This is a genomic window from Acidimicrobiia bacterium (assembly GCA_040902765.1).
In the GTDB taxonomy this organism is placed as follows: domain Bacteria; phylum Actinomycetota; class Acidimicrobiia; order Spongiisociales; family UBA11373; genus DATKBG01.
The window spans coordinates 1-24,116 of sequence record JBBDWO010000029.1 but is presented as its reverse complement, the minus strand read 5'-3'; the positions used below and the strand labels follow the sequence as shown (position 1 = coordinate 24,116).

Sequence of the window (24,116 nt, the reverse complement as noted above, 5' to 3'; positions counted from 1 at the left end):
CGCCGGTGGCCAGGGTCGCACTCTTCTTCGGTGGGCGCTCCGAGGAGCACGAGGTCTCGTGCGTGTCCGCGGTGTCCACGCTGGAGGCGCTCCAGTCGCGTGGCCACACGGTGATTCCGATCGGCATCGGCAAGGCGGGCACCTGGCACTACGCCGACCCGGACAGCCGGCCGCTGGTCGCCGATGGACCGCTCGCCAGGCTGGAGGTCCCCGGGGGGAGGATCGTGGGCGAGGGTCGCGCCGACGTCGTAGATGTGGCCTTTCCGGTCCTCCACGGCCCGTTCGGGGAGGACGGCACGATTCAGGGCCTGTTCGAGATGGCGGATCTTCCGTACGTGGGGGCGGGGGTGGTCGGTTCCGCCGTCGCCATGGACAAGGACGTAGCGAAGCGGCTTCTCCGAGATGCCGGGCTTCCCGTCGGCGCGTTCGTGGTCATCCGTCGGGCCGCCTGGCTCGACGATCCCGCGGGCGTCGTCGATGACACCTCCGGCGATCTCGGTTTCCCCGTGTTCGTCAAACCGGCATCACTCGGTTCGTCGGTGGGGGTCGGGCGCGCCGACGAGGGGGGGTCGCTCAAAGATGCCATCGACGAGGCGTTCCGGCACGGCGACAAGGTGCTGGTCGAGCCGGAGGTCCGGGGCCGCGAGATCGAGGTGGCCGTGCTCGAGGGACCGCGGGCGTCGGTTCCCGGCGAGATCGTCGTCAAGAACGGCTGGTACACATACGACGCAAAGTACCGCGACGACGCCACCGAGCTGTTGGTACCTGCCCCGCTCAGCGAGGCAGCCGAAGAGATGGTTCGGGACCTTGCCTGCCGGGCGTTCCAGGTCCTCGAGTGCCGCGGCCTCGCTCGCGTCGACTTCTTCTACGAGGAGGGCGGGCGCGGGTTCCTCGTCAACGAACTGAACACCATGCCGGGGTTCACGCCGAAGTCGATGTTCCCGATGATGTGGGACGCCACCGGCCTGCCGTACGCCGACCTGTGCGACGAGTTGGTGTCGATCGCCCTCGGTGGACGACCTGCGGCCGCCCCCTAGATCCGGACGACCGGGCAGGCGAGCGTACGGGTCACGCCTTCGACGGCCTGGATCTTGGCCACGACGAGGTTGCCGAGGGCGTCGTTGTCGTCGGCGGTGACGTGCACGACGACGTCATAGGGTCCCATGACCGCTGCCGACTGTGCGACACCGTCGATCTTTCCGACTTCTGCGGCGATCCGAGCTGCCTTGCCGACCTCGGCCTGGATGAGGATGTACGCCTCGACCATCTCACTCCCTCTGATTAGGTGGACGAGTTCGGACTATACCGCTCGGTCGGCAGGGGAGTCCCGGCCGAATCAGGATCCGTCGGAGCCCATGCGCACTGAAGTGGCGTAGATGCGTTCGCCGTCGGCTTCGGTGTCGAACACGATGCGCTGACCCTGGCGAAGGGTGCGAAACACGCTGCCTTTGAGGCTCCCCGGACGCAGGAACACCTCGCGACGGTCGGCCTCGGTGATCACGATGCCGACACCGGTCTTGGGGTCATACACCTTGACTACGCCTTGCACCTGCCCGGACTCCTGATCGGCTGAGGATCCATCGTATCGCGGCAGGTCTGGAGCCTGGAGCCTGGGGCCCTGGCTAGACCTTTTCGACCTTGCCGGCCTTCAGGCAGGAGGTGCACACGCGGGCCCGGCGGGAGTTGCTGCCGTGGCGAACCCGGACGCGCTGGATGTTCGGCAGCCAGCGCCGACTCGAGCGCTTGTGCGAGAAGCTGACTTGCTTGCCGACCCACGGCTCCTTGTTGCAGACCTCGCAACGGTATGACACGGGGAAACCTCATTAGTCGAAGGGGGACGGGCGGGCAGAATAGCAGCCACCAGCCAGCTGCCGGCTACCGGCTACCGGCATCGCTCGGCGAGCGTAGGTATTGGCGGTGTCGTCCTCCGGCTGGTAGCTGGTAGCCGGACGCTCCTATACCCTCTCCACCGTGACCTCCGACCATTCCCTTGCCTACCTGTCGACCGTCGACATCGACCAGGTGAAGGGGCTGTCGGGCAAGCGGGGGGCGGATCTGCGCAAGGCCGGGGTCGAGTCCGTCGCCGACTTGCTCCTCCATGCACCCAGGCGATATGTCGATCGGTCGCAGACCGTGGGCATCGCCGAGGTTCCGCTGGGAGAGGAGGTGACGGTGATCGGTACCGTCGCCAAGGTGACCAGTCGTCGCCCGCGGCGCAACCTCCAGATCATCGAGGCCACGATCAAGGACGACTCCGGCCGGCCCCTGATCGCCACCTGGTTCAACCAGGGGTTCCGCGAGCGGCAGCTCTCGCCGGGGAGCGAAGTGGCGCTCTCCGGGAAGGTGGAGAGCGCCCGGGGGCGGCTCCAGATGAAGTCACCTGACGTCGACGTCCTCGCCTCGTCGGCCGAATCGTTGGTCACCGGCCGGGTGATGCCGGTTCACTCCACCGTTGGCGGCGTCGCCCCCGGCTACCTGCGGAGAGCCGTGCACAACGCCCTTGGCCGGGTCCAGTCGCTCGTCGACCCCGTCCCCGAGGAGGTGCGTCGGCGGCTGGGGCTCGTCGACCGGGATCCGGCGATCCGGGACATCCACTTCCCCGCCGACCTCGAGGCGGCGGCCAGGGCCCGTGATCGGCTCGTCTTCGACGAGTTGTTCCGGCTCGAGGTGGCGCTCGCCATGCGCAAGCACCGTCAGGCAGAAGAGGCGATGGGCATCGTGCATTCCCTCTCCGGTGGCCTGGTCGACGCCTTCATCGACGCCCTGCCCTACGAGCTGACCGGAGCCCAGCGCCGGGCTATCGATGAGATCCAGACCGACATGGCCGCGCCGCACCCGATGCACCGCCTGCTGCTCGGCGAAGTCGGGTCGGGCAAGACGGTGGTGGCGATGGCCGCCCTGTTGATCGCGGTGCAGAGCGGCTACCAGGGCGCGGTGATGGCCCCGACCGAAGTACTCGCCGACCAGCACTACCTGGGGATGGTCGACCTCGCCTCGCTGGTCGGCGTGCGCATGGCGGTCCTCACCGGCTCGTCCAGGGATCGGGAGTCGGTCCTGGAGCGCACCGCCAAGGGTGAGATCGATGTCGTCGTCGGCACCCACGCGCTGATCCAGGAGGGGGTGCGGTTCGCCAACCTCGGGGTGGCGGTGGTCGACGAGCAACATCGGTTCGGGGTGGCGCAGCGGGTGATGCTCAAGGAGAAGGGCGAGGGGCCGACGCCCGACCTGTTGATCATGACGGCGACGCCCATACCGCGGACGCTAGCCATGACCCTGTACGGCGACCTCGACGTGACCACCATCGACGAGCTGCCCGGCGGTCGCCAACCGATCACGACGACCGTCATGGGCAAGGACGCGCCGAGTCTCCAGCGCGTCTACCGGCTGATCCGCAGCGAAGTGGAGGCGGGCCGGCAGGCCTTCGTGGTCTGCCCGCTGGTGGAGGATTCGGACAAGTTGGAGGCGGCGTCGGCCACCGCCGAGCACGAGCGACTGTCGGCGGTGTTTTCCAACCTGCGGGTGGAGCTCATCCACGGACAGCTGCGATCCGCCGACAAGGAGGCGGTGATGGCCCGGATGCGCCAGGGTGAGATCGACGTGCTGGTGGCGACCACCGTCATCGAGGTCGGGATCGACATCCCGAATGCGACGGTGATGGTGGTCGAGGACGCCGACCGGTTCGGGCTCAGCCAGCTCCATCAGCTGCGGGGGCGGGTGGGCCGCGGCGAGCACCCGTCGCATTGCGTGCTGATCGCCGAGCCGACTACCGAGGAAGGCGAGGCGAGGCTGGCGGCCATGGCCGCCACCGGCGACGGGTTCCGTCTGGCGGAGGAGGATCTGCGCATCCGCGGTCAGGGCACCGTCTTCGGCATGCGCCAGGCCGGCCTCGCCGACCTGCGGCTCGCCGACATCCTGGAGGATTTCGAGATCCTCGTCGAGGCCCGCCGCGAGGCGTTCAAGCTGGTCGCCAACGACCCGGAACTGACCGGTCACCAGGAGCTCCGCGAGGAGCTCGAAGCGCTGCTCGGCGACGCGGTCGATTGGCTGATGATCTCATGAGGATCATCGCGGGCACGGCCAAGGGGCGCCGGCTGCGCAGTCCTCGGGGTAGCCAGACCCGCCCGATGATGGACCGGGTGCGGGAGGCGATCTTCTCGTCCCTGGCCTCGTTCGTGGTCGACGCTGCCGTCCTCGACCTGTATGCGGGGACCGGGAGTGTCGGCCTCGAGGCGCTCAGTCGCGGCGCAGACGCGGTGGTTTTCGTCGAGTCCGACCGCGAAGCGCTTCGAGTGCTCGAGGCGAACATCGAGGCGGTGGGTCTCGGTGGCACCGTCGTCCGAGGGAACGTCGAACGGTTCCTGGCGTCGGACACCGCCACCTACGACCTGGCATTCGTTGACCCTCCGTATGACGCACCACTACCGTCCGTGGAACAGGTGCTCGCCGCGCTCGGCGAACGGCTGAACGACGGAGGTGTGGTCGTACTGCACCGACGAACGGGCAGCGTGGAATCGCCGCTCCCACCAGGCCTGGTGGTGACGGACAGGCGGCGATACGGCGGCGCGGAGATCACGAGGCTGTCGAAGGAGAAGGCGTGACGACGGCTCTGGTACCGGGAAGCTTCGACCCACCGACGAACGGTCACGTTGACGTGATCGCCCGGTGCGCGGCGATCTTCGACCGTGTCGTGGTCGGCATCGTGATCAACCCGTCCAAGCAGCCGATGTTCACCCCTGAGGAGCGCAACGCGATGCTCGTCGAGGCCTGCCCGTGGGAAAATATCGAGGTGGCGGGATTCGAGGGACTCCTCGTGGACTTCGCCCGGCAGGTCGGCGGCGACGTGATCGTCAAGGGCCTACGAGCCCAGGGGGACTTCGACTATGAGCTCCAGCTGGCGCAGATGAACCGGCACCTCTCCGGAATCGACACGATGTTCGTGCCCACCCGTCCGGACCTCGGTTACCTCTCGTCTTCCCTGGTCAAGGAGGTCGCCTCGTTCGGGGGCAACGTGGACGAGTTGGTGCCGCCCGTCGTGGCCAAGGCACTGGCGGATCGGTTCCCGGCATGACCGACGAGCACGACGCCGTTCAGCCCGACGAGGTCCCGGTCCCGCCAAGGATGGGGGAACTCCTCGAGCTGGTCGACGAGCTGATCATCGCCGTCGAGGGCGCCCGCAACGTGCCGCTGTCGAGCAACGTCATGATCGACCGCGATCTCCTGCTCGACATGCTCTACCGCCTGCGCGACGACCTCCCCGAGGAGATGCGGGCGGCCCGCTGGATGGTGCGGGAGCGTGAGACGTTCGTGGCCCGAACCAACGAGAAGGCCAAGGAGATGCTGGAACGGGCCCGGGAGCACTCCGAGGAACTCATCAGCGAGTCCTACATCGTCAAGGAGGCGGTCGACGAGGCCAACGTGCTCGTACGGCACGCCGAATCCGAAGCGACCCGCATCCGACTCGAAGCCGAGGACTACAGCGATCAGGCGTTCGAGCAGACCGAGGCCGTGCTGTCGGACCTCCTCTCCCAGGTGCGCCGCGCCCGCGGCGAACTCCACCAGGCGCGTCGGCGGGACGGGGACGAGTAGCCACTCTCTCCCCCCGTAGGGGGGAGTACCGCCGCAGGCGGGGAGGGGGGAGGGGGAACGCTACGGAGACCCCGCGGCGCGTCTGGCCTCCCCCTCCGTCAGCGACCTGCGGCCGCTGCCACCTCCCCCTTCGGGGGAGGAGAGTCGGATCGCATACACCGAACCAAGTACCAAGTACCCGTTCACACTGCTTGCTGCACGCCGCCTTCTGCCTTCTGCCTTCTGCCATCCGCCATCTACGATGGCGCCATGTCCCCCGGATCCTCTCCGTTCCGGATTCCCGTCCACGACCTGCTCGCCCAGCCGGGTATCCGTCGTCCCGTCGAGATCGCGGCTCCCGTCGAGTGGATGGTCGGCAGCACGACCGTGGGGCCCGTCGTGGCGGCACGACTCACCGTCGAAGGCGGTGCCGGCGGCGTGTTGGTGCGCGGAACCGTCTCCATCGACGCCCAGCTCACCTGTCACCGGTGCCTGACCGAGTGGGACGAGACGATCGACGTCGAGGTCATGGAACTCATGGGAGTCGAAGACGATCCGGATGGGTATCCGTTGCGCGACGGCGTCGCCGACATCGAAGATGTGCTTCGTGACGCCCTCCTGCTCGAGCTTCCCCTCGCCCCGACCTGCGCGCCGGGCTGTCTCGGACTTTGCTCTGTGTGCGGAGGCGACTTGAATGCCGAAGCTTGCGCCGGGCACGAAGCGGAGAGCGACTCTCCGTTCGCCGTCCTGCGTGAACTGCTAGAACCCCAGTGATGGAAAGGGCGCGCCATGGCGGTCCCCAAGAAGAAGATGTCCCGGTCCCGCACGCGCCAGCGCAAGGCGGGGTGGAAGGCGACGGTGGTGAAGAGCTCACCGTGTCCGCAGTGCGGCTCAGCCAAGCTGCCGCACCGCGTCTGCCCGACGTGCGGTTCCTACAAGGGGCGCGAGGTGACGCCGACCGCCTGAGTCGGTCCTGATGGCTCGGATAGCCCTGGACGCGATGGGCGGCGATTATGCGCCGCACCAGATCGTCCTCGGGGGCATCGACGCCGCCGGGTCGGGTGTCGACGTCGTCCTGGTGGGCGACGAGGCGGTTCTCACGGCAGAGCTCGCCGCCGCTGGCGCCTCACTGCCCATCGTCCACGCCGCCGAGGTGATCGGGATGGGGGAGGATCCCGCGGCAGCGCTGCGAGAGAAGAAGGACGCATCGGTGCTCGTGTGCGCCCGGCTGGTCTCCGATGGCGAGGTCGCGGGGATGGTGAGTGCCGGGTCCACCGGTGCCACCATGGCGGCGGCGGCCATCGGGATCGGACGGATCCGGGGCGTGAGCCGGCCGGCCATCGCCGCCGTGTACCCGATCGGCATCCCGACCGTTGTCCTCGACGCCGGGGCGAACCTCGAGGTGAGCCCCGAACATCTCGCCCAGTTCGCCGTCATGGGATCGGTGATGGCACAGGTGTACCTGGGCATCGATCACCCCACCGTCGGTCTGCTCAACATCGGCGAGGAGCCGTCCAAGGGGCGTGACCTCGAGAAGGCGGCTCACGCGCTGCTGGCGGATGCGCCGGTGCGCTTCGTCGGCAATGTCGAGGGGCGCGATCTCGGAGCGGGTGTGGCCGACGTGTTCGTCACCGACGGCTTCACCGGCAACGTGTTGATCAAAGCGGTCGAGGGTGTCGCCCGGGGGGTCGGTACGGCCGTCCTGGAGGCGCTGGCATCGGACGAAGACGCACAGGTGCAGGCGGCGGCGAGTGCGGTCCTGCCCAAGATCATGCGTCTCAGGGAGCGGTTCGATCCCGAGGCGCACGGTGGGGCCCACCTCCTGGGCGTGAAGGGGACGGTGGTGATCGCCCACGGTGCCTCCTCCAGGGTCGCCATCGCCAACGCCTTGCGCGTCGCCGCCGATGGGGCCGACCGGGGCCTCGTCGCCCGGATCGAGGCTGGTATCGGTGGATGATCCACTCGACCGCCTCGAGGCTGCCCTCGGCCACTCCTTCGTCGACCGGTCGCTGCTGATCGTCGCCCTGACGCACCCGTCGTACGGGGCCGAGCAGGAGCAGCTGGCGGACTCGTACGGTCGACTCGAGTTCCTCGGCGACGCCGTCCTCGACCTGGTGGTGACCACCGAGCTCTACACCCGGTGGGACATGAGTGAGGGAGAGATGACCAAGACGCGCGCCGCGGTGGTCAGCGAGCGTCCGCTCGCCGTCCTCGGCACCCAGCTCGGCCTCCCCGAGGCGATGTACCTCGGGAAGGGAGAGGAGGTATCCGGCGGGCGCAACAAGGATGCGATCGTCTCCGACGTGATGGAGTCGGTACTCGCTGCCGTCTATCTCGACGGCGGGTTCGATGCCGTCTCTGCGGTGATCCTCCGCCTGTGGCGGCCACTCATCGAACAGGGGGCGGCGACTCCCGGGGAGGCCGATCACAAGTCGACCCTGCAGGAGGCGCTCGCCGTCCGCGGCGAGGCACCGGTGTACCGAACCGAAGGCAGCGGCCCGGATCACGAGCGTATCTTCGATGCCGAGGTCCTGGTCGATGGGGTCGTGGTGGGGCGTGGGACGGGCTCTTCGAAGAAGCGTGCCGAGGCCGTCGCTGCCAGCGAGGCGCTCACCGCGCTCGGCCTCGACGCCGGCTGACGGCGATGCCCGAGCTCCCGGAAGTGGAGTCCACCCGCCGTCACCTGGCACCGGTGCTCGAGGGCCAGCGCATCGTCGGGGTATCGGTCCGGCGTGATCGCATGGTTCGCCATCACGAGCGTCCCGGAGACTTCGCCGATCGGCTCACCGGTCGGTCGGTGAGGTCGCTCGGGCGGGTCGGCAAGCTGCTCAGGGCATCGCTGGACGGCGACCTCACCTGGGTGATCCATCTCGGGATGTCCGGGCGCATGGCGATCCATCGCTCCGAAGATCCCGAGGCACCCCACACCAACGTCGTGGTCCGGGTGGGCGATGGCACCGAGGTGCGGATGGTGGACCCGCGTACCTTCGGGTTCACCGCCGTGCTCACCCCCGAGGAAATGCGTACGGGGGTCGGTTCCGGCTGGGGTCCCGATGCCCTCGACGACCTCCCCAGGACCCGCCGACTCGCCGACGCCCTGGAGGGCCGGTCGGCCCCGATCAAGGCGCTGCTGCTCGATCAGCGACTGGTGGCGGGCCTCGGCAACATCTATGCCGACGAGGTGCTGTTCCGGGCCCGGATCCGACCCGGCCGAGCGGGCGGATCGCTCACCACCGACGAGGTCCGACGCCTGCGCGCTTCGGTTCGTCCGGTGCTCGAGGCCGGTCTGCGCCACGGCGGCACCAGCCTGGACGATCTCGCCTACCTCCTGCCCGACGGTCGTGCCGGCGACTACCTCCGCAGGCTCCGGGTCTACGGTCGTGCCGGCGAGCGGTGCCGCCGATGTGGCGGCACCGTGGAGCGGTCGGTGATCCGGAGCCGCAGCACCTTCTGGTGCGCGGGATGCCAGCAATGAGGCGGCGACCGCTCGTCGCGATCGTCGTGGCCGTGGTGCTCACCGCTTGCGGTGGCGACGGCACCGGCGCCACCAACGACATCGACCTGCGTCTGCGCGCCCGCGACTTCGCCGCGTCGGCTGGGCGTGCTTTCGCCGGCACTGCCTACGAGGCTGTGTCACCGGGTGATCTCGCCCGTGCCGTGGAGGCTGTGTGCCTGTCGACGGCGCCGTTCGACGCTGCGGTGCTGAGCGCGGTGGCCGGGATCGGTGCGGTCGACGCCACGCCGACCGACGACGGCGTCGCCGTCGAAGTGGTGGTGGCGGGTGTCGTCGAGGTGTGTCCCGAGCGGGTCAGCCCGGAGGGTCTGGTGGGGCGCTATCAGCAGGTCGTGCTCGACACCATCGGTGACGGGATCGTCGACGCCATCATCGTGCGCGACGCCGGCCCGGCGATCTGCGCGGCGCTCGACGCCGCCGGAGGGTCGATCCCGACCGGGGAGTTGGGCGTCCTGGTGGCGGCCAGGAGTCTGTACGGCGTCGTTGCATCGACCTTCGCCGACCTCCCTGCCGCCGGGCTCGATCCCGACCGGGGCGCTGTCGTCGGCGTCGTCCTGGCTGCCGCCGTCGACTACCTGTGCCCGCGTCACTTCGAAGCGGTGATGGAGTTCCTGGGCGGACTGGACGACTGACGCTCAATCAACGCAAGACAGTTCGATCGTGCGTTGAGCGTTGAGCGTGAACAACAAGCGTGTCATTCCCCGCTAGCCTTGGTACTTCCGTGCATCTGAAGACGCTGTCCATCGCCGGGTTCAAGTCGTTCGCCGATCGAACGCGGATCGAGTGCCAACCGGGCGTCACCGTCATCGTCGGTCCCAACGGCTCCGGGAAGTCCAATCTGGTCGACGCAGTGGCATGGGTGATGGGGACCCAGGCGACGACGACGCTGCGCACCCAGCGGATGGAGGACGTCATCTTCGCCGGGACCGCCACCCGCCCGGCCCTCGGCCGCGCCGAGGTGAGCCTCACCTTCGACAACTCGATGGGCCTGCTCGATCTGGACATGTCCGAGGTGACCATCAGCCGACGGCTCTTCCGCGACGGGACCAGCGAGTACGAGGTGAACGGCGTCGCCTGCCGCCTGCTCGACATCCAGGAGCTCCTCGCCGACAGCGGGGTCGGACGCCACCAGCACGTGATCGTTGGGCAGGGGCGGATCGACGATGTGCTCAACGCCGCACCCCAGGACCACCGCGCCGTGATCGAGGAGGCCGCCGGAGTCATCAAGCACCGCCGCCGCCGCGAGCGAACGGTGAGCAGGCTCGAGGCCACCGATGGCGACATCGTCCGGGCCCGAGAGCTGCTCGGCGAGGAGGAGAAGCGCCTCCGGCCGCTCAAGCGTCAGGCCAATGCCGCGGAACGGCACGGCGCGGTCAAGGCGGAGTGGCGGGCACTCCGCCTGTGGTGGGGCGGTGAGAGGCTCCGGGGCCTCCGGGGCCGTCGTGACGAACTGACGGTCCTCGAGGAGGCCGTGCGGGGGCGACTCGACGCTGCGATCTCCGAGCGCGAAGGATTGACCGTTCAGATCGCCGAGATGCAGGAGGCGGCCGGCGGCGCCGGCGAGGCACTGGAACGGGATCGGGCCGCGGCTGCCCGCCTCGAAGCGACCGCCGAGCGGTTGCAGACGATCGCCCTGGTCGCCAGGGAGCGCCGTCTCGGCATCGAGCGCGACGCCCTCGGCGGCGCCGAGCGCCGCCAGGCAGTCACTGCCGAACTCACCGATGTCGAGTCGAGCATCGAGGCGGCGACCATCGAGGAACGGCAGGCGACCGAAGCCGCCGACCGCGCCGGGACCCTGGTGAGAGGACTCGAAGACGAGGAGCGGTCCCTCGCCGATGCCGATCGCCTGCCCGCAGAGGGCATGGCGGCGTCGCTGCGCGGTGACCTCGCCGCCCTGGAGGCTGCGGCGCTTCGGGATGACCGGGAGCGGGGTGATCTCACCCGGCGCCGCGCCGCCGTCTCCGCGGTGATGGATCAGGAGGCGACCGAGGCTCGGCGACTCACCGACGAGACGGTCGCTCTCGCCGGGGATCTCGCTGCCGCCGAGTCCGCCCTCGAGAGAGCCGCTACCCGGGCCGGGTCCGACGCCGGGAACGAGGCGAACGCGCTCACCAGGTGGCGTTCCGCAGAGGCGCGTGCCGCAGCCGCTCAGGCTCGCCTCGAGGCTCTCGAAGCGGCGCGTGACGGGTTCGCCGATCCCGAGGCGCGCCGGAGGGTGTCGTCGGCCGGATCGGTGATCGGGTTGGTCATCGATCGGTTGGACGTACCCGCCGAACTGTTGTTGGCCACGGCTGCCGCCCTCGGTCCGTGGGCCGATGGGTTCGTCGCCTCCGACCGTGATGCGGTGGGCACGGTGGCCGGTGACCTGAAGTCGGCGGGGCTTGGCGGCGTGGCCCTGGTCGCCGTGGACGAGCAGGTGCCGACACCGGCACGCGAGGTCGCTGCGGCCTCAGGTTTGGAAGCACTCGTCGATCGGCTGGGTCCTCGGGGTGATGCCCGGCTGGCGGCGTCCCTGCTGGGCGACGTGGTGGTCGCCGAGGGCTGGGCGACGGCTCGCGCCATTGTGGCGGCACATCCGACCGTTCGTGCGGTGACACCGGAAGGGGATCTGATCACCCGGGTGGGGATGGTGGCCGCCCACCCCGATGGCGCCGGCAGCGCAGCCGTCGAGGCCGCACGGATCGATTCGGATCGGGCGGCGAACGAGCTCGCTCGGGCGCGGAGCCACCACGCAACGGCCAAGCGCGCCGTGGCCACTTCGAGTGAGGCGGAGCGGGCGGCGGCCTCCGCCGTGGAGGCGATTCGCCGCCGGCGCGCAGGTGCCGAGGAGGCGGCTCGCCTGGTCGGGCGCTCCATGGCGGAGCACCAGGCTGAGATCGAGCGGTTGGATGGACGGTTGCGGATCCTCTCCGAGGAGGCGGCGTCCAGACTCGATCGGACCGAACAGCTGAGGTCTCGCCTCGGAGACTTCGACGACGCCAGCAGCGACGGACACCTCGCCTGGGAGGACTCGAGCCGGAGGCGGGCCGAGGTCGCCGCCAGGCGTGAAGAGGTGCAACACCAGCGGGATGAGGCGACCTTTCGGCTCGCCGCCGCCACCGAGCGGCGTTCACTGCTCACCGCTCGCCGGGACGAGCTCACCGCAGCCCTGGCGGCCGCACATCCTCGAGAGTCGACGGCGAGCGACGCTCTCGCCGTTGTGGAGGAGCGCGCCAGGGTCGTGGGGCAGATCGTGCGCCAGCATCTCGATGCCCTCAGGGCGAGAGAGCCGTCGTTACGGTCGGAACTGGGTACCGCAGGCGACCGTCTCGACAGTGCCCGGGAGCGTCGCGAAGCCTTGGGCATCGAGATCGAGACGGCGCGCGAGGAGCTTTCCCGGATGGCCGTCGAGTCGGCGGAGCTCAAGGTCCGCCTGGAGGCGACCGCCGAAGCGCTGCGCCGCGAGGTGGATGCTTCCGACGATGAGGCGCTGGCGGCTCCGCGCCCCGACCTGGACGAGGGCGCCGACCCCGAGCAGGAACTCGAATCCCTGGCCGCCTCCCTCCGTCGCCTGGGTCCGGTGAACCCGCTGGCCGCCGCCGAGTACGAGGAGCTCTCCGCCAGGGTCACCTTCATGCAGGAGCAGCTCGCCGATCTCGAGTCATCCCGCGCCGAGCTGCGCACGGTCATCCGAGCGGTCGACGAAGAGATCACCCGTCTGTTCCTCGAGGCTTTCGAGGAGATCTCGGCGACGTTCGCCGAGAACGTCGCGGTGCTCTTCCCGGGCGGTACCGGTCGTCTGGCTCTGACCGACCCGGACGATCCGATGACGACCGGGGTGGACGTACACGCACAGCCCATGGGCAAGAAGGTCGGGCGGCTCAGCCTCCTCTCCGGCGGCGAGCGTTCGCTGGCGGCACTGGCGTTCCTGTTCGCCGTGTTCAAAGCACGCCCCAGTCCCTTCTACGTGCTGGACGAGGTGGAGGCGGCCCTCGACGATGCCAACCTGCGCCGCTTCCTGCGGCTGGTCGACTCGGCACGCGGCAACTCACAGCTGCTCATCGTCACCCACCAACAGCAGACGATGGGGGCGGGCGACGTCCTCTACGGTGTCACCATGGAGCCGGGCGAGTCGTCGAAGGTGCTCGCCAAGCGCCTCACCACCGCCGATCGCGGGGTCGGCTCGACGTCGGGGAGGAACCGATGACACCCGAGGAACTCATCGAGCAGGCGAGAGCCGTCGCCGAGCACGCCTACGCACCGTTCTCCAACTACCGGGTCGGGGCGGTGGTGGTCGCCGACGACGGATCCACCTACACCGGCGCCAACGTCGAGAACAGTGCTCACGGCTCGGCCATCTGCGCCGAGGGCAGCGCCATCAGCCATGCCGTCTCCTCGGGGGTGCGCAAGATCGACACCGTCGCCGTCTCCTGCCTCGACGCCGACGAGCCCGGCTATCCGTGCGGCAACTGTCGACAGTTGATGGTCGAGTTCAGTGTCGAGACGGTGATCGTGGACGGTCCCGATGGTCCCATCGTCCACCGGTTCGACGACCTCCTACCGCACGGGTTCCGGCTGTCGCCGTAGCGAGGGACGAGGGGCCAGGGGCGAGTGGGGCTTTACTCGGAGGCTGCGCGCGCCGATAGGTGCTCGCATGACCCCGCTGGAGCACACCTCTGATTGGAAAGTGACGGGCGCCCACCGCGCCCTCGTCGGCCTCGGATGGCTGCTGGCCACGGCCGCCTGCTTCTTCGCTGGCGCCGCCATCGTCCTCGATCGGCCCGAACTGTGGGGACCGGTTGCCGCCCTGGCCTTCGTGGCGCTCGGCATCGGGATCGCCCTTCCCGAGCCCGTTCCCCACGACATGCTGAGCGAACGGCGTTCGGTCATGCGAAGCACGCCCTAGCGCGCTACTCGCTACTCGCCCCTCGCCCCTCGCTCCTGGCCCCTCGTCCCTCGCCCCTCGCTACTCCCCGAGCGCCTCGAGCAGTTTGGGGAGTACCTTGTGGACGTCGCCGACGACGCCGAGGTCGGCCACCCCGAAGATCGGTGCCTCCTCGTCCTTGTTGATGGCGATGATCACGCTCGAGTCCTTCATCCCGACGAGATGCTGCATGGCGCCGCTGATGCCGCAGGCGATGTAGACGTTGGGCTTCACCGTCTTTCCCGTCTGGCCCACCTGCATCGAATAGGGCACCCAGCCGGCGTCGACCACCGCCCGGGTCGCTCCGACGGCAGCGCCGAGTCGCCTGGCGAGCCGCTCGATTATCTCGAAGTTCTCGGGGGCGCCCATTCCTCGTCCGCCGCTGACGATCACGTCGGCTTCCGTCAGCTTGGGACCCGTCGACGCCTCTTCGTGGCGCTCGACGACACGAGCCGACATCGCCGGTCCATCCCCGGTCGGAGGTGCCGCGGTCACGGTCGGTGTTCCGCCGCCCACTTCCGTGGCGATGAACGACTTGGGCCGCACCACGACCAGGTGGGGGGATCCGGCGGTGAACTCCGTCTCCACGAGCGTGGTACCACCGAGGATCTCGTTGGTCACCGTGATCGGCGTCTTGGAGGTATCGATTTCGACGGCGTTCGAGATGAGCGGCACGCCGAGGCGCGCGCTCAGTCGTCCTGCCGTGTCGCGATCGGTCGGATTGAGTCCGAAGAGCACGAGGTCGGGCGCCTCGAGTTCGATCAGCGCCGCCATCGACGCGGCGGCGCCTGCCGCCGGGAGGGAGTCACCGATTTCTAGGTGATGGACGGTGGTGGCCCCGTGGGCGCCGAGCGCCGCCCAGGTCGCATCCGATCCTTCCCCGGCGAAGAAAACGCTGGGGTCGCCGACCTCGCGGGCCTTTGCCAGCAGCTCGAGTGACGACGCCGAGGGCCCGGCGGGCGTTCCCTCGGCGAATACGAGTGTCTTCATCTCAGATCACCTTCGCCTTCTCGAGTGCTTCCACGATGGCGAGATGTGCCTCGCCATCGTCGACGACCTTGGTTCCCGCCGACCGCGCCGGCGCTGGCCGAACTTCGATGACCCGTTGCCCGGAGCCCTTTAGCCCCACCTCGTCCGGGGTCAGGCCGAGGTCGCCGACGGTCGGCTGCTCGACCGTCTTGCTCTTTGCCTGCATGATCCCCTTGAACGTCGGGTAGCGGGGCTCCACCGCAGCAGCCGTCACCGAGATGAGCACGGGGAGCGGCGCCTCGACGACGTCGTAGCCGGTGGTGGTTTGGCGCTCGATCCGGATGCCGTCACCGGTCGCTTCCACCCTACGGGCGAAGGTGAGGGCGGGGAGGTCGAGCAGCTCCGCCACCTGCTGAGGGACGACGCCGCTGTAACCGTCGGTGGACTCGGTGCCGGCGATGACGACGTCGGCGTCGAGGCGGCGGATGGCCGCGGCCAGAACTCGGGCCGTCACCAGGGCGTCCGATCCGCGTAGCGCCGGATCGCTCACCACCACCGCCTCGTCGGCACCCATGGCGAGAGCCTGACGGATGCCCTGCAGGGTTCCCGCCGGGCTCATCGACACCAGGACGACGCTGCCTTCCGAGGCCTCGGCCAGCTGGAGGGCCACCTCGATGCCGTAGCGGTCGGTGTCGTCGAGGACCTGATCCTCGGGGCGCTGCACCAGGTGGGTCTCCGGATCGAGACCGTACGGCGTCGCCGGATCCGGGATTTGCTTGACACAAACGGCGATCTTCATGCGGTAGGAGCTCCTCGTGGACCGTCGGCGGGGAGGATGTTAGAGGAGAGGCGCCAGGCTCCAGTCCTCCAGCCGAGGCAAGAGCCAGGAAGGTCTCGCTACTCGCTCCTCGCCAGTCTCGGGAGGAGCGCATCGAGCAGGGCGGTGAAGCGCTCCTTGGCCGCTTCCGCCACCTCGGTGACTTCCTCGTGGCTGAGGGGTGTCGGTGAGATGCCAGCGGCGAGGTTGGTCACCAGTGATATGCCCAGGACCCGGGCACCCATGTGGCGTGCGGCGATGGCTTCGGGGACGGTGGACATCCCGACCAGGTCGGCGCCGAGGCGTTGCGCCATCTGCACCTCGGCCGGGGTCTCGTAGGACGGCCCGAGAAACCAGGCGTACACCCCTTCGGCGAGGTCGAGTCGCAGCTCGGCGGCGATCTCGGTGGCGACCCGTCGCAGCTCTTGGGGGTAGACGTCGGTCATGTCGGGAAAGCGCGGGCCCAGGCGGGCTTCGTTGTCTCCGGCGAGCGGGTTGCGCCCGGTCAGGTTGAGATGATCCCGGATCAGCACGAGGTCACCGGGGTTCATGTCCTCGCCGATGCCGCCGGCGGCGTTGGTGAGCATGACCGTTTCGCAGCCGGCGAGGATGGCGGTTCGCACCGCGAACACGACGTCGCCCATCTCCCAGCCCTCGTAGGTGTGCACCCGCCCCGCCAGGATCATCGCCGGCTCGCCGTCCAGGGCGACCGAGAACAGAGTCCCGGCATGGCCGTCGACCCGGGGCTGCGGGAAGCCCGGTATCTGGTCGTAGGGAACGGCGATCGCCGACGGGAGGCCTGCGGCGTAGCTGCTCAGGCCCGACCCGAGTACCACGGCGAGCCGATGACGGTCGCGGCCGGTCGCGGTCGCGATGTGTGTGGCGGCGGCCTGGAGGGCTTCGTAGGTCATCGGATCTCCTCATGGATCAGGGTGGGTGCCGCCACCGGGCCATCTCCGATGACCAGGGCCCGGCGAACCAGTCGCTCGGCCTCTCCCACGCGGCCTTCGTCGTTGTAGTGGATCCGTACCAGGGGGTCGCCGGCAGACACATCCATCCCGATCCGCGCCTCGATGGTGAGCCCGACGGCAGGGTCGATGACCTCCTCGATGACGGCCCGTCCGGCGCCGAGTCGCACTGCGGCAAGGCCTATGTCGTAGGCGTTGCAGCGTTCGACGATCCCGTCGCGTTCGGCGGTCACGACGATCTCGCCGTCGGCGCGCGGCAGGAGCGACGGGTCGTAGAGGCAGGCGGGGTCGCCACCCTGGGCCCGGGCCACATCGACCAGGGTCTCGAGGGCGCGTCCACTGCTGATGGCGTCACCGAGCGCCTGGCGCGCCGTGTCGGCATCGGGTGCCACGCCCGTCTGGACCAGCATCTCGGCGCCGAGCGCCATCACCAGCTCGACCACGTCGGGCGGACCACCCCCGTTCAGCACCTCGACCGACTCGGCGATCTCGTTGGCGTTCCCGACGGCCCTGCCCAGCGGCTGGTTCATGTCGGTGATCAGCGCGCTCGTGGCGGTGCCGTAGGCCGCCCCGATCCCCACCATGGTGCGCGCCAGGTCGCGGGCGTCTTCGATGGTGCGCATGAAGGCGCCCTCCCCGACCTTCACGTCGAGGACGAGGGCATCGATGCCCTCGGCGAGCTTCTTCGACATGATCGACGACGCGATCAGCGGGATCGACGGCACCGTCCCGGTCACGTCGCGCAAGGCGTAGATGAGGCGATCGGCGGGGACCAGGGTTTCCGACTGGCCGGCGAGCACCAGGCCCGTTTCCGCCAGGATCGTGGCGAAGTCGCCCGGGTCGATCGCTGTGCGGAAGCCAGGGATGGTCTCGAGCTTGTCCAGGGTGCCACCGGTGTGGCCGAGGCCCCGGCCGCTGATCATGGGGATGGCGACACCGCAGGCGGCGACCGTCGGCGCCAGCGGGATGCTGATCTTGTCACCGACGCCACCGGTCGAATGCTTGTCGGCCTTGGGCCGCGACAGGCTGGAGAAGTCGAGCACCTCGCCCGAGTGGAGCATGGCGCTGGTCCACGCGCTCAGCTCGTCGGCGTCCAGGCCACGGATGAACACCGCCATCAGCATCGCTGCCATCTGGTAGTCCTCGAACCTGCCTCTGGTGTAAGCGTCGATCAACCAGGCGATCTCGTCGGCGTCGAGCCGCTCGCCGTCGCGCTTGCGGGTGATCAGGTCGAGGATGTTCATCGTCGGTCACTTCCGGCTTTGACGACTCGCCCGGCGGTGACGGCGACGCCCTCGGCTCGCAGCCGGCGGGCCTGCTCGGCCTCGTGACCGGGCACGAGCCTGCCGGTGACGGTGACCACCCGCCACCACGGGTGAGCTCCGTCGGAGACGCTCAGGTACCGACCCACCGACCGCGCCGCTCCGGGCCGGCCCGCCTGGGCCGCGATCTCACCATAGGTGACGACCTCGCCCGGGGAGAGCGCGTCGAGGGTGCTGGCGATCGCCCGTTCCCAGTCCGTCATGTCGTTCCGAAAAGGCGATCCCCCATGTCGCCGAGGCCCGGGGTGATATAGAAGCTGGAGTTGAGTCCGGCATCGAGGGTCGCTGTCACGATGCGAACGTCGGGATGTGCCGACTCCATGGCGGCGACACCTTCCGGCGCAGCGACCACACACAGGCAGATGATGTTGGTGGCACCGGACTCCTTTGCCTTGGAGACCGCCCAGGAGAGGGACCCGCCGGTGGCGAGCATCGGCTCCAGTACGAGCACCGTCGCATCCTCCAGGTCGGGCGGCTTGAAGTAGTACTCGATCGGCTCGGCGGTCTCTTCGTTGCGCTGTACGCCGGCGAATCCGACCTTCACATGGGGGATCATGTCGACGACGGCGTCGAGCAGGCCGAGGCCCGCCCTCAGGACGGCTATCGCCACCACCGGCGAGGCGACCTTGCCCTCGGTCGGCTCGAGGGGGGTCTCTACGGTGGTCGCCCTGGTCGGCAGGTCGCGGGTCGCTTCGATCAAGAGCGCGTAGGTGAGCCTTCGAGCGGCGGCTCGGAAGGTCTCCGGCTCGGTCGTCTTGTCCCGCAGGACGGAGAGGTAGTGTTGGGCGAGCGGGTGATCGAGCACGGTGATTGGCATGGCCCCCGAGGTTACTCAGGCTCGCAGTCCCGGGTCTGCTGTCTGCCGCCTGCTGTCTGTCTACTGGTATGCTTTTGCCCCGTCGGTCATGCTTCGTGCCGACGCATCCAGGACCGATGGTCGGGTGTGACGATGTTGCTGTCACGCCGCGGACCACCGGCGGAGATCTGAAGGAAGAGGTGACCCAATGGCGGTGAAGATCCGCCTGACCCGCAAGGGGAAGAAGCACCAGCCGACCTACCGGGTGGTGGTGGCGGACGCGCGCAGCCCGCGCGACGGCCGCTTCATCGAGCAGATCGGACGGTACGACCCCCGCCAGGAGCCGTCGATCATCGAGATCGACAACGAGCGCGCCGCCTACTGGCTGGCGAGCGGCGCCCAGCCGTCCGATCAGGTACGCAAGCTGCTCGAGGTCAGCGGTGCCATGGAGGCTCGACCCGAGAAGGATCGCGCCGTGCACGTGGTCGGTGAAGACGCACAGCGTCAGGCCGAGGCGGAGGCGGAAGCGGAAGCGGCGGTCACCGACGCTAAGGATGTCGAGATAGAGGAGACGCCGGCCGAGCCGGTCGTCGAGGTCGAGGTCGAGGTCGCGGCCGAAGCCGAAGCCGCTCCCGTCGCCGAGGACGACGAGGCAGCCGCAGAGCCCGCCGATGACACCGCCACCGACGAGGAGGAAAAGCCATGAAGGGCGAAATCGTCGAGCGCGTCGTGGAGTTCCTTGCCAAGGAGATCGTCGAAGATCCCGACTCGGTGAGCGTCACGATCGTCGAGGACGGTCCCGAAGAGGTCACCGCCGAGGTGCGGGCTGCCAAGCCCGACATGGGGCGGGTCATCGGTCGTCGGGGCAGGGTCGCCAAGGCGATTCGCGAGATCGCCCAGGTCGCGGCCGATGAAGAGGGCCTGCAGGCCCGGGTTGAATTCATCGACTGATCCCCTGGTCCCGGTCGCCCGTATCGGACGGCCACACGGCGTGCGCGGCGAGGTGACCGTCCGCGTCCTTCCCGATGGTCCTGGCGAATTCCAGCAAGGAGCCGTCTTCCTTCTCGCCGACGGTGGTTCACTGACGCTGCGCACCGCAGCGCCCTATCGCGACCGCGGCTACCTCCTCGCCTTTGAAGGCATCGGCGATCGCACCGCAGCCGAGCGGCTGCGTGGGCTGGTGCTGCATGTCCATGCCGCCGACCGGCGCTCCCTCGGTGATGACGAGTTCTGGCCCGACGACCTCGTGGGACTGACCGCGGTGAACCCCGACGGTGCCGTATTGGGTCGCGTGTCCGGGGTCGATCTCGGTGATGCGCAGGACCGGCTGGTGGTGACCACCCCCGACGGAACCGAGGTGCTCGTCCCATTCGTCGACGCCATCGTCGGCGAGGTGGGGGATGACACGGTGGTGGTCGATCCCCCTGAGGGACTGTTCGAGTAGCGAGGGGCGAGGGGCGAGGGGGGAGCCTCTCGCCACGAATCCACCAGGCGGTCTTACTCTGGCCAATAGCCAATAGCCGTTTTCTTTGTCGTTGCTCTCGGCTATCCGCGAGAATGGACCGGCGGGCACTGGACCGCGCACCACCCATGAAGAACTACCTCGTGCCGCTCGGCGCCTACATCGTCGGCTCCCTTCCCCTCGCACTCCTCGTGGGAAGGGCGTTCGGCGTGGACCTGCGCCGGGCAGGGACGGGGAACATGGGGGCCGGCAACGCGGCGCGGTCCGCCGGTCTGCTCGCCGGGGCGAGTATCGCCCTGCTCGACGGTTTCAAGGGGATCGGCGCCGTGGTGGTCGCCCGAGCGTTCGGTCTGCCGCTTTGGGGGGTGGTGCTCACCGCCGTCGCTCTCGTCGTCGGCAACAACTGGCCTCCGGCGCGTCGAGGGGGAAGGGGTCTCGCCGCCTCCGCCGGGATCATCGTCACCATCCAGCCGTGGCTGCTCCTGTGGCCCTTCATCTGGTCGGTGATCGGCTGGAAGATCGGTGGGGGATTCGCCGGGTTCTTCGGGTGGGGCTTCCTGCCGGTGATCGCCGTCGTGTGGCAGCAGCCGACCGAGATCGTGGTGCTCACCGTGTGCCTTGCCCTGGCGATGGCCTTCCGGCGGATGCAGGGCAACGAGGGCTATGTGCATGCCGCCGCCTTCTTCCGGGCTGTGTACGACACCGACAGGCCCTGGCCGGGCTTCGCCTCCGAGGATCTCGGACCTGCCGGGAGCCGTCGAGCGTGGCGCTACCTGGTTCCCCTCGGCCTGGCTCTCAGCGGGTACACGGTCGGCGTGTGGTGGTTCACCCGTGGCGAGATCGGCACTCTGTCGATCATCGGCGGTCTGCTCCTGGTGGCGGCGGTGGGCACCGAGTTCATCGGCAAGTGGATGTTCGGCGCCATGTTCCGCGACGGTGTCCACCGCGGCGGGAGCGAAGTGTCGCGAAGCACGGCTTTCCGGGCGGCGCTGGTCGGGTCGGGGGTCGCCCGCCTCATTCCCGCCGGGGGTGCGATCACACCGGTGGCGATGGCATGGACCGCCCGCAAGGAGGTGCGGGGCACCGCCGGGGCCGCCGTGCGGGCCACCGCCCTCAACTATGGGGGACTCCTCGTCGGCACGGGAGGTGCGCTGCTCTGGGTGTGGGCGCGGCATCCGACCACGGCCCATCGGGAGGGGATCGCCGGAATGGGCACGGTGGCGCTCCTCATCGGGATGGCGGTGCTGTTCGGTTCGACACGCCTGGCCTCGCTGGCCCGGATCCTTCCGGGGCGGCTGCGCGACCGCTTCGTCCCATCGCTCACCAACGAGGGGGTGGACGCTCGCACCTTGGGGATGGTGGCCGCCCGAATCACCTCGGAGGCAGCGACCCTTGGCCTGACTCTCGCCGCCTTCGGGCTGCACCTCAAGCCGAGTCAGACGGTGGCAGCCTTCGGGGCGTCGCAGATCGTCGGCGGGTTGCCCGGGACGCCGGGTGGTCTTGGCCTGACCGAAGCGGGTCTGGTGGGCGGGCTGGCGATCTTCGGCGTTCCCGCGGCGGTCGCCCTCGGACCCGTCCTCGTCTTTCGGGTCGTCTCCTACTGGATCCCGGCAGCCGCCGGGCTGGTGGTCGGGGGTATGACGTTCCTGGGCCCGAGAGGCGACGACGACCGCGACGACTGAGTCGTCACTCCAGGTCGCCGAGGAGTTCGATCAGATCGACGACCCGATTCGAGTATCCCCACTCGTTGTCGTACCAGGCGATCACCTTGACGAGGGTCCCGCCGAGCACCTGGGTCAGCGGTGCGTCGAAGATGCTCGAGTGGGGGTTGCCGATCACGTCGGAGGAGACGATGGCTGCCTCCGAGTACTCGACGATTGCGCGCATCGGACCCTCGGCGGCGGTGCGCACCGCGGCGTTGACTTCGTCGACGTTCACCGCCCGGCTGGTTTCGACGACCAGGTCGACGGTCGACCCGTCGGGAACCGGGACCCGCATCGCCATGCCGTCGAGCTTGCCGGCGAGTCGCGGGAACACCTTGCCCACGGACCGGGCGGCGCCCGTCGTGGTCGGGATGATGTTCTCAGTGGCACCGCGGCTCCGTCGGAAGTCGGAATGCGGCACATCGGCCAGGCGCTGGTCGTTGGTGTAGGCGTGGACCGTGGTCATCAGCCCGCGCTCCACTCCGAAGGCATCGTCGAGGATCTTGACGATGGGGGCGAGACAGTTGGTGGTGCACGACGCATTGGAGACCAGCCTGACTCCGGGGACCAGGTCGTCGTCGTTGACCCCGAGGACGATCATGGCGTCGAGCTCGTCCTTGGGCGGCACGCACAGCACCACGGCGCCGGCCCCGGCGTCGAGGTGCTTGGTCACCTTCTCGCGGGTGCGGAACACGCCGGTCGCTTCGACCACCACGTCGACGCCCAGCTCGCCCCAGGGGAGTGCCCCCGGATCGCGTTCGGTGAACAGCTGCGCCCGATGACCGCCGGCGATCACGAAGCCGGGCTCGTGGCGGACCTCGCCGGGGAACCGGCGCATCACCGTGTCGTACTCCAGGAGGTAGGCAACCATCTCGTCGTCGGCGAGGTCGTTGATGCCGACGATCTCGATGTCCGAGTCGGGGCGGCCGCTGATCACCCGATACACGGTGCGGCCGATCCGGCCGAAGCCATTGATGCCGACGCGGATGGTCACGATTCCTCCCGGTCGATGGCGGCGAAGGCCGCGATCGCGTCCACGACACGGGCGGCGTAACCCCACCCGTTGTCGAACCAGATGACGCACTTGAGCATCGTCTCGCCCACCACCATCGTCGCCAGGCCATCCCAGATCCCCGAGTGCGGATCGCCGACGATGTCGCGTGACACGATCGGTTCGTGCGTGTAGTCGATGACCGGTGATCCGGCGGCGAAGGACTTCATGTAGGCGTTGACCGTTTCGACGTCGGTGGGGGTGGCGAGCATGGCGACCATGTCGACGTTGGACCCGTCGGAGACCGGCACCCCGAGGGCCATGCCCGAGAGCTTCCCGGCAAACTCGGGGAGCACGCCTTCGATGATCTCCACTGAGGTGGTGTGGGACGGGATGATGTTCTCTGCGGCGGCCCGACTGGTGCGCAGGTCGTCCCCCGGGACGTCGGCGAGCCTGGACTGGTTGGTGAAGGCGTGGACCACGGTGAACATGGCCCGCTCCACACCGAATTTCGCGTCCAGGGCCTTGAGGACGGGCGCCAGAGCGTTGGACGTGTTCGAGCCGAGGGCGATGACCCGATCGGTGGCGTCGAGCTGGTGGTCGTTGGCGCCCATGATGATGGTGTCCATGTCGCCCGGATCGAGCGGCGTCGAGGCGAGAACGACGCGCTTGGCGCCGGCCTCGATGTGGCGGAGACACTCGGCTGCGGTGCGGTGTTTGCGGGTTGCCTGGACCACCACGTCCACACCGAGGGCCCCCCAGTCGATGTCGCCGGGGTCGGCACCGGACAGCATCGGGATGGGCGTGCCGTCCACCACGAGGAACCCCTCCCGGTGTTCGACGGTCTTGCCGAACCGCCCGTGGATGGTGTCGAAGCGCAGGAGATAGGCGAGCGCGGCGTGGTCGGCGATGTCGACGATGGCGCCGACTTCGAGGTCGGAACGCTCGTCGATCTGTCGGAATACGGATCTGCCGATCCGTCCGAAGCCCATGAGCCCGACGCGCGTCGTCATGCCGAGGAGGGTAGTGACGGCCTCGCGCCACCCGTCTTCCGTCTTCCGTCTTCCGTCTTCCGTCTTCCGTCTTCCGTCTTCCGTCTTCCGTCT

General features: G+C 68.9%; 29 protein-coding genes. 18 read left to right on the top strand and 11 right to left on the bottom strand.

Features of this window, described 5'->3' with window-relative positions; genetic code table 11:
* The first annotated feature begins 5 nt into the window (after positions 1-5).
* Positions 6-1,037, top strand: a complete 1,032-nt coding sequence (locus tag WEA29_08960; GenBank protein MEX2323881.1) for a D-alanine--D-alanine ligase family protein — start codon at positions 6-8, stop codon at positions 1,035-1,037.
* Here WEA29_08960 and WEA29_08955 read toward each other — a convergent pair.
* From WEA29_08955 to rpmB, 3 genes are all read right to left on the bottom strand, one after another.
* Positions 1,034-1,267 (bottom strand): Lrp/AsnC ligand binding domain-containing protein, encoded by a 234-nt coding sequence (locus WEA29_08955; protein MEX2323880.1) that lies wholly within the window; start codon positions 1,265-1,267, stop codon positions 1,034-1,036. The two genes, WEA29_08960 and WEA29_08955, sit on opposite strands and share 4 nt — an antisense overlap.
* Positions 1,268-1,336: 69 nt before the next feature.
* Positions 1,337-1,549: a cold shock domain-containing protein gene (locus WEA29_08950; protein ID MEX2323879.1), complete on the bottom strand. Its 213-nt coding sequence runs from the start codon at positions 1,547-1,549 to the stop codon at positions 1,337-1,339.
* A 73-nt stretch (positions 1,550-1,622) separates the two neighbouring features.
* On the bottom strand, positions 1,623-1,811 hold the full coding sequence (rpmB, locus tag WEA29_08945) for a 50S ribosomal protein L28 (GenBank protein ID MEX2323878.1): 189 nt from the start codon (positions 1,809-1,811) through the stop codon (positions 1,623-1,625).
* A 160-nt stretch (positions 1,812-1,971) separates the two neighbouring features.
* On the opposite strand from rpmB, the gene recG reads away from it, so the two are divergent.
* The 13 genes from recG to WEA29_08880 all read left to right on the top strand — a co-directional run bounded on the left by recG (position 1,972) and on the right by WEA29_08880 (position 13,964).
* Positions 1,972-4,059 (top strand): ATP-dependent DNA helicase RecG, encoded by a 2,088-nt coding sequence (gene recG / locus WEA29_08940; protein ID MEX2323877.1) that lies wholly within the window; start codon positions 1,972-1,974, stop codon positions 4,057-4,059.
* Entirely contained in the window at positions 4,056-4,598 is a 543-nt protein-coding gene (gene rsmD / locus WEA29_08935) for a 16S rRNA (guanine(966)-N(2))-methyltransferase RsmD (GenBank protein MEX2323876.1), read from the top strand. Before recG ends, rsmD begins: the two co-directional genes overlap by 4 nt.
* Positions 4,595-5,068 (top strand): pantetheine-phosphate adenylyltransferase, encoded by a 474-nt coding sequence (gene coaD / locus WEA29_08930; GenBank protein MEX2323875.1) that lies wholly within the window; start codon positions 4,595-4,597, stop codon positions 5,066-5,068. Before rsmD ends, coaD begins: the two co-directional genes overlap by 4 nt.
* On the top strand, positions 5,065-5,586 hold the full coding sequence (locus WEA29_08925; GenBank protein ID MEX2323874.1) for a hypothetical protein: 522 nt from the start codon (positions 5,065-5,067) through the stop codon (positions 5,584-5,586). Before coaD ends, WEA29_08925 begins: the two co-directional genes overlap by 4 nt.
* Before the next feature lie 249 nt (positions 5,587-5,835).
* Positions 5,836-6,339 carry a DUF177 domain-containing protein gene (locus WEA29_08920; protein ID MEX2323873.1) on the top strand — a complete coding sequence of 168 codons (504 nt, stop codon included), beginning with the start codon at positions 5,836-5,838 and terminating at the stop codon, positions 6,337-6,339.
* A gap of 15 nt (positions 6,340-6,354) precedes the next feature.
* The gene (gene rpmF / locus WEA29_08915; protein ID MEX2323872.1) at positions 6,355-6,531 is read left to right on the top strand and encodes a 50S ribosomal protein L32; all 177 of its coding nucleotides are present in this window, start codon (positions 6,355-6,357) and stop codon (positions 6,529-6,531) included.
* Between the two features lie 10 nt (positions 6,532-6,541).
* Positions 6,542-7,522: a phosphate acyltransferase PlsX gene (gene plsX, locus WEA29_08910; GenBank protein ID MEX2323871.1), complete on the top strand. Its 981-nt coding sequence runs from the start codon at positions 6,542-6,544 to the stop codon at positions 7,520-7,522.
* Complete coding sequence (rnc, locus tag WEA29_08905) at positions 7,515-8,204, top strand: ribonuclease III (protein ID MEX2323870.1); 690 nt, start codon at positions 7,515-7,517, stop codon at positions 8,202-8,204. The genes plsX and rnc overlap by 8 nt, the downstream gene beginning before the upstream one ends.
* A 5-nt stretch (positions 8,205-8,209) precedes the next feature.
* Positions 8,210-9,040, top strand: coding sequence for a bifunctional DNA-formamidopyrimidine glycosylase/DNA-(apurinic or apyrimidinic site) lyase (mutM, locus tag WEA29_08900; GenBank protein MEX2323869.1), 831 nt, complete (start codon positions 8,210-8,212; stop codon positions 9,038-9,040).
* Positions 9,037-9,711 carry a hypothetical protein gene (locus WEA29_08895; protein ID MEX2323868.1) on the top strand — a complete coding sequence of 225 codons (675 nt, stop codon included), beginning with the start codon at positions 9,037-9,039 and terminating at the stop codon, positions 9,709-9,711. The genes mutM and WEA29_08895 overlap by 4 nt, the downstream gene beginning before the upstream one ends.
* Positions 9,712-9,800: 89 nt before the next feature.
* A complete protein-coding gene (gene smc / locus WEA29_08890) occupies positions 9,801-13,265 on the top strand; it encodes a chromosome segregation protein SMC (protein ID MEX2323867.1) in 3,465 nt (1,154 codons plus the stop codon).
* Positions 13,262-13,645, top strand: a complete 384-nt coding sequence (locus WEA29_08885) for a cytidine deaminase (protein MEX2323866.1) — start codon at positions 13,262-13,264, stop codon at positions 13,643-13,645. The genes smc and WEA29_08885 overlap by 4 nt, the downstream gene beginning before the upstream one ends.
* Positions 13,646-13,712: 67 nt before the next feature.
* Positions 13,713-13,964, top strand: coding sequence for a hypothetical protein (locus WEA29_08880; protein ID MEX2323865.1), 252 nt, complete (start codon positions 13,713-13,715; stop codon positions 13,962-13,964).
* A gap of 60 nt (positions 13,965-14,024) precedes the next feature.
* Here the strand turns inward: WEA29_08880 and WEA29_08875 are convergent, their stop codons facing one another.
* From WEA29_08875 to upp, 6 genes are all read right to left on the bottom strand, one after another.
* Positions 14,025-14,972, bottom strand: a complete 948-nt coding sequence (locus WEA29_08875; GenBank protein ID MEX2323864.1) for an electron transfer flavoprotein subunit alpha/FixB family protein — start codon at positions 14,970-14,972, stop codon at positions 14,025-14,027.
* 1 nt (position 14,973) lies between these two features.
* On the bottom strand, positions 14,974-15,750 hold the full coding sequence (locus WEA29_08870; protein ID MEX2323863.1) for an electron transfer flavoprotein subunit beta/FixA family protein: 777 nt from the start codon (positions 15,748-15,750) through the stop codon (positions 14,974-14,976).
* A gap of 98 nt (positions 15,751-15,848) precedes the next feature.
* Positions 15,849-16,679 carry a purine-nucleoside phosphorylase gene (locus WEA29_08865; protein ID MEX2323862.1) on the bottom strand — a complete coding sequence of 277 codons (831 nt, stop codon included), beginning with the start codon at positions 16,677-16,679 and terminating at the stop codon, positions 15,849-15,851.
* Complete coding sequence (locus WEA29_08860) at positions 16,676-17,980, bottom strand: thymidine phosphorylase (protein MEX2323861.1); 1,305 nt, start codon at positions 17,978-17,980, stop codon at positions 16,676-16,678. Before WEA29_08860 ends, WEA29_08865 begins: the two co-directional genes overlap by 4 nt.
* Positions 17,977-18,261 (bottom strand): MGMT family protein, encoded by a 285-nt coding sequence (locus WEA29_08855; protein ID MEX2323860.1) that lies wholly within the window; start codon positions 18,259-18,261, stop codon positions 17,977-17,979. The genes WEA29_08860 and WEA29_08855 overlap by 4 nt, the downstream gene beginning before the upstream one ends.
* On the bottom strand, positions 18,258-18,875 hold the full coding sequence (upp, locus tag WEA29_08850) for a uracil phosphoribosyltransferase (protein MEX2323859.1): 618 nt from the start codon (positions 18,873-18,875) through the stop codon (positions 18,258-18,260). The genes WEA29_08855 and upp overlap by 4 nt, the downstream gene beginning before the upstream one ends.
* 187 nt (positions 18,876-19,062) lie before the next feature.
* On the opposite strand from upp, the gene rpsP reads away from it, so the two are divergent.
* The 4 genes from rpsP (at position 19,063) to WEA29_08830 (ending at position 21,998) form a co-directional block, all read left to right on the top strand.
* Positions 19,063-19,560 (top strand): 30S ribosomal protein S16, encoded by a 498-nt coding sequence (rpsP, locus tag WEA29_08845; GenBank protein MEX2323858.1) that lies wholly within the window; start codon positions 19,063-19,065, stop codon positions 19,558-19,560.
* On the top strand, positions 19,557-19,805 hold the full coding sequence (locus WEA29_08840; protein ID MEX2323857.1) for a KH domain-containing protein: 249 nt from the start codon (positions 19,557-19,559) through the stop codon (positions 19,803-19,805). Before rpsP ends, WEA29_08840 begins: the two co-directional genes overlap by 4 nt.
* Positions 19,765-20,298 (top strand): ribosome maturation factor RimM, encoded by a 534-nt coding sequence (gene rimM / locus WEA29_08835; GenBank protein ID MEX2323856.1) that lies wholly within the window; start codon positions 19,765-19,767, stop codon positions 20,296-20,298. The genes WEA29_08840 and rimM overlap by 41 nt, the downstream gene beginning before the upstream one ends.
* Positions 20,299-20,444: 146 nt before the next feature.
* The gene (locus tag WEA29_08830; protein MEX2323855.1) at positions 20,445-21,998 is read left to right on the top strand and encodes a glycerol-3-phosphate acyltransferase; all 1,554 of its coding nucleotides are present in this window, start codon (positions 20,445-20,447) and stop codon (positions 21,996-21,998) included.
* A gap of 4 nt (positions 21,999-22,002) precedes the next feature.
* Here WEA29_08830 and gap read toward each other — a convergent pair whose 3' ends face one another.
* Together gap and WEA29_08820 are read right to left on the bottom strand one after the other, a co-directional pair.
* Entirely contained in the window at positions 22,003-23,013 is a 1,011-nt protein-coding gene (gene gap, locus WEA29_08825; GenBank protein ID MEX2323854.1) for a type I glyceraldehyde-3-phosphate dehydrogenase, read from the bottom strand.
* Entirely contained in the window at positions 23,010-24,023 is a 1,014-nt protein-coding gene (locus WEA29_08820) for a glyceraldehyde 3-phosphate dehydrogenase NAD-binding domain-containing protein (protein ID MEX2323853.1), read from the bottom strand. The genes gap and WEA29_08820 overlap by 4 nt, the downstream gene beginning before the upstream one ends.
* Between the last annotated feature and the right edge of the window lie 93 nt (positions 24,024-24,116).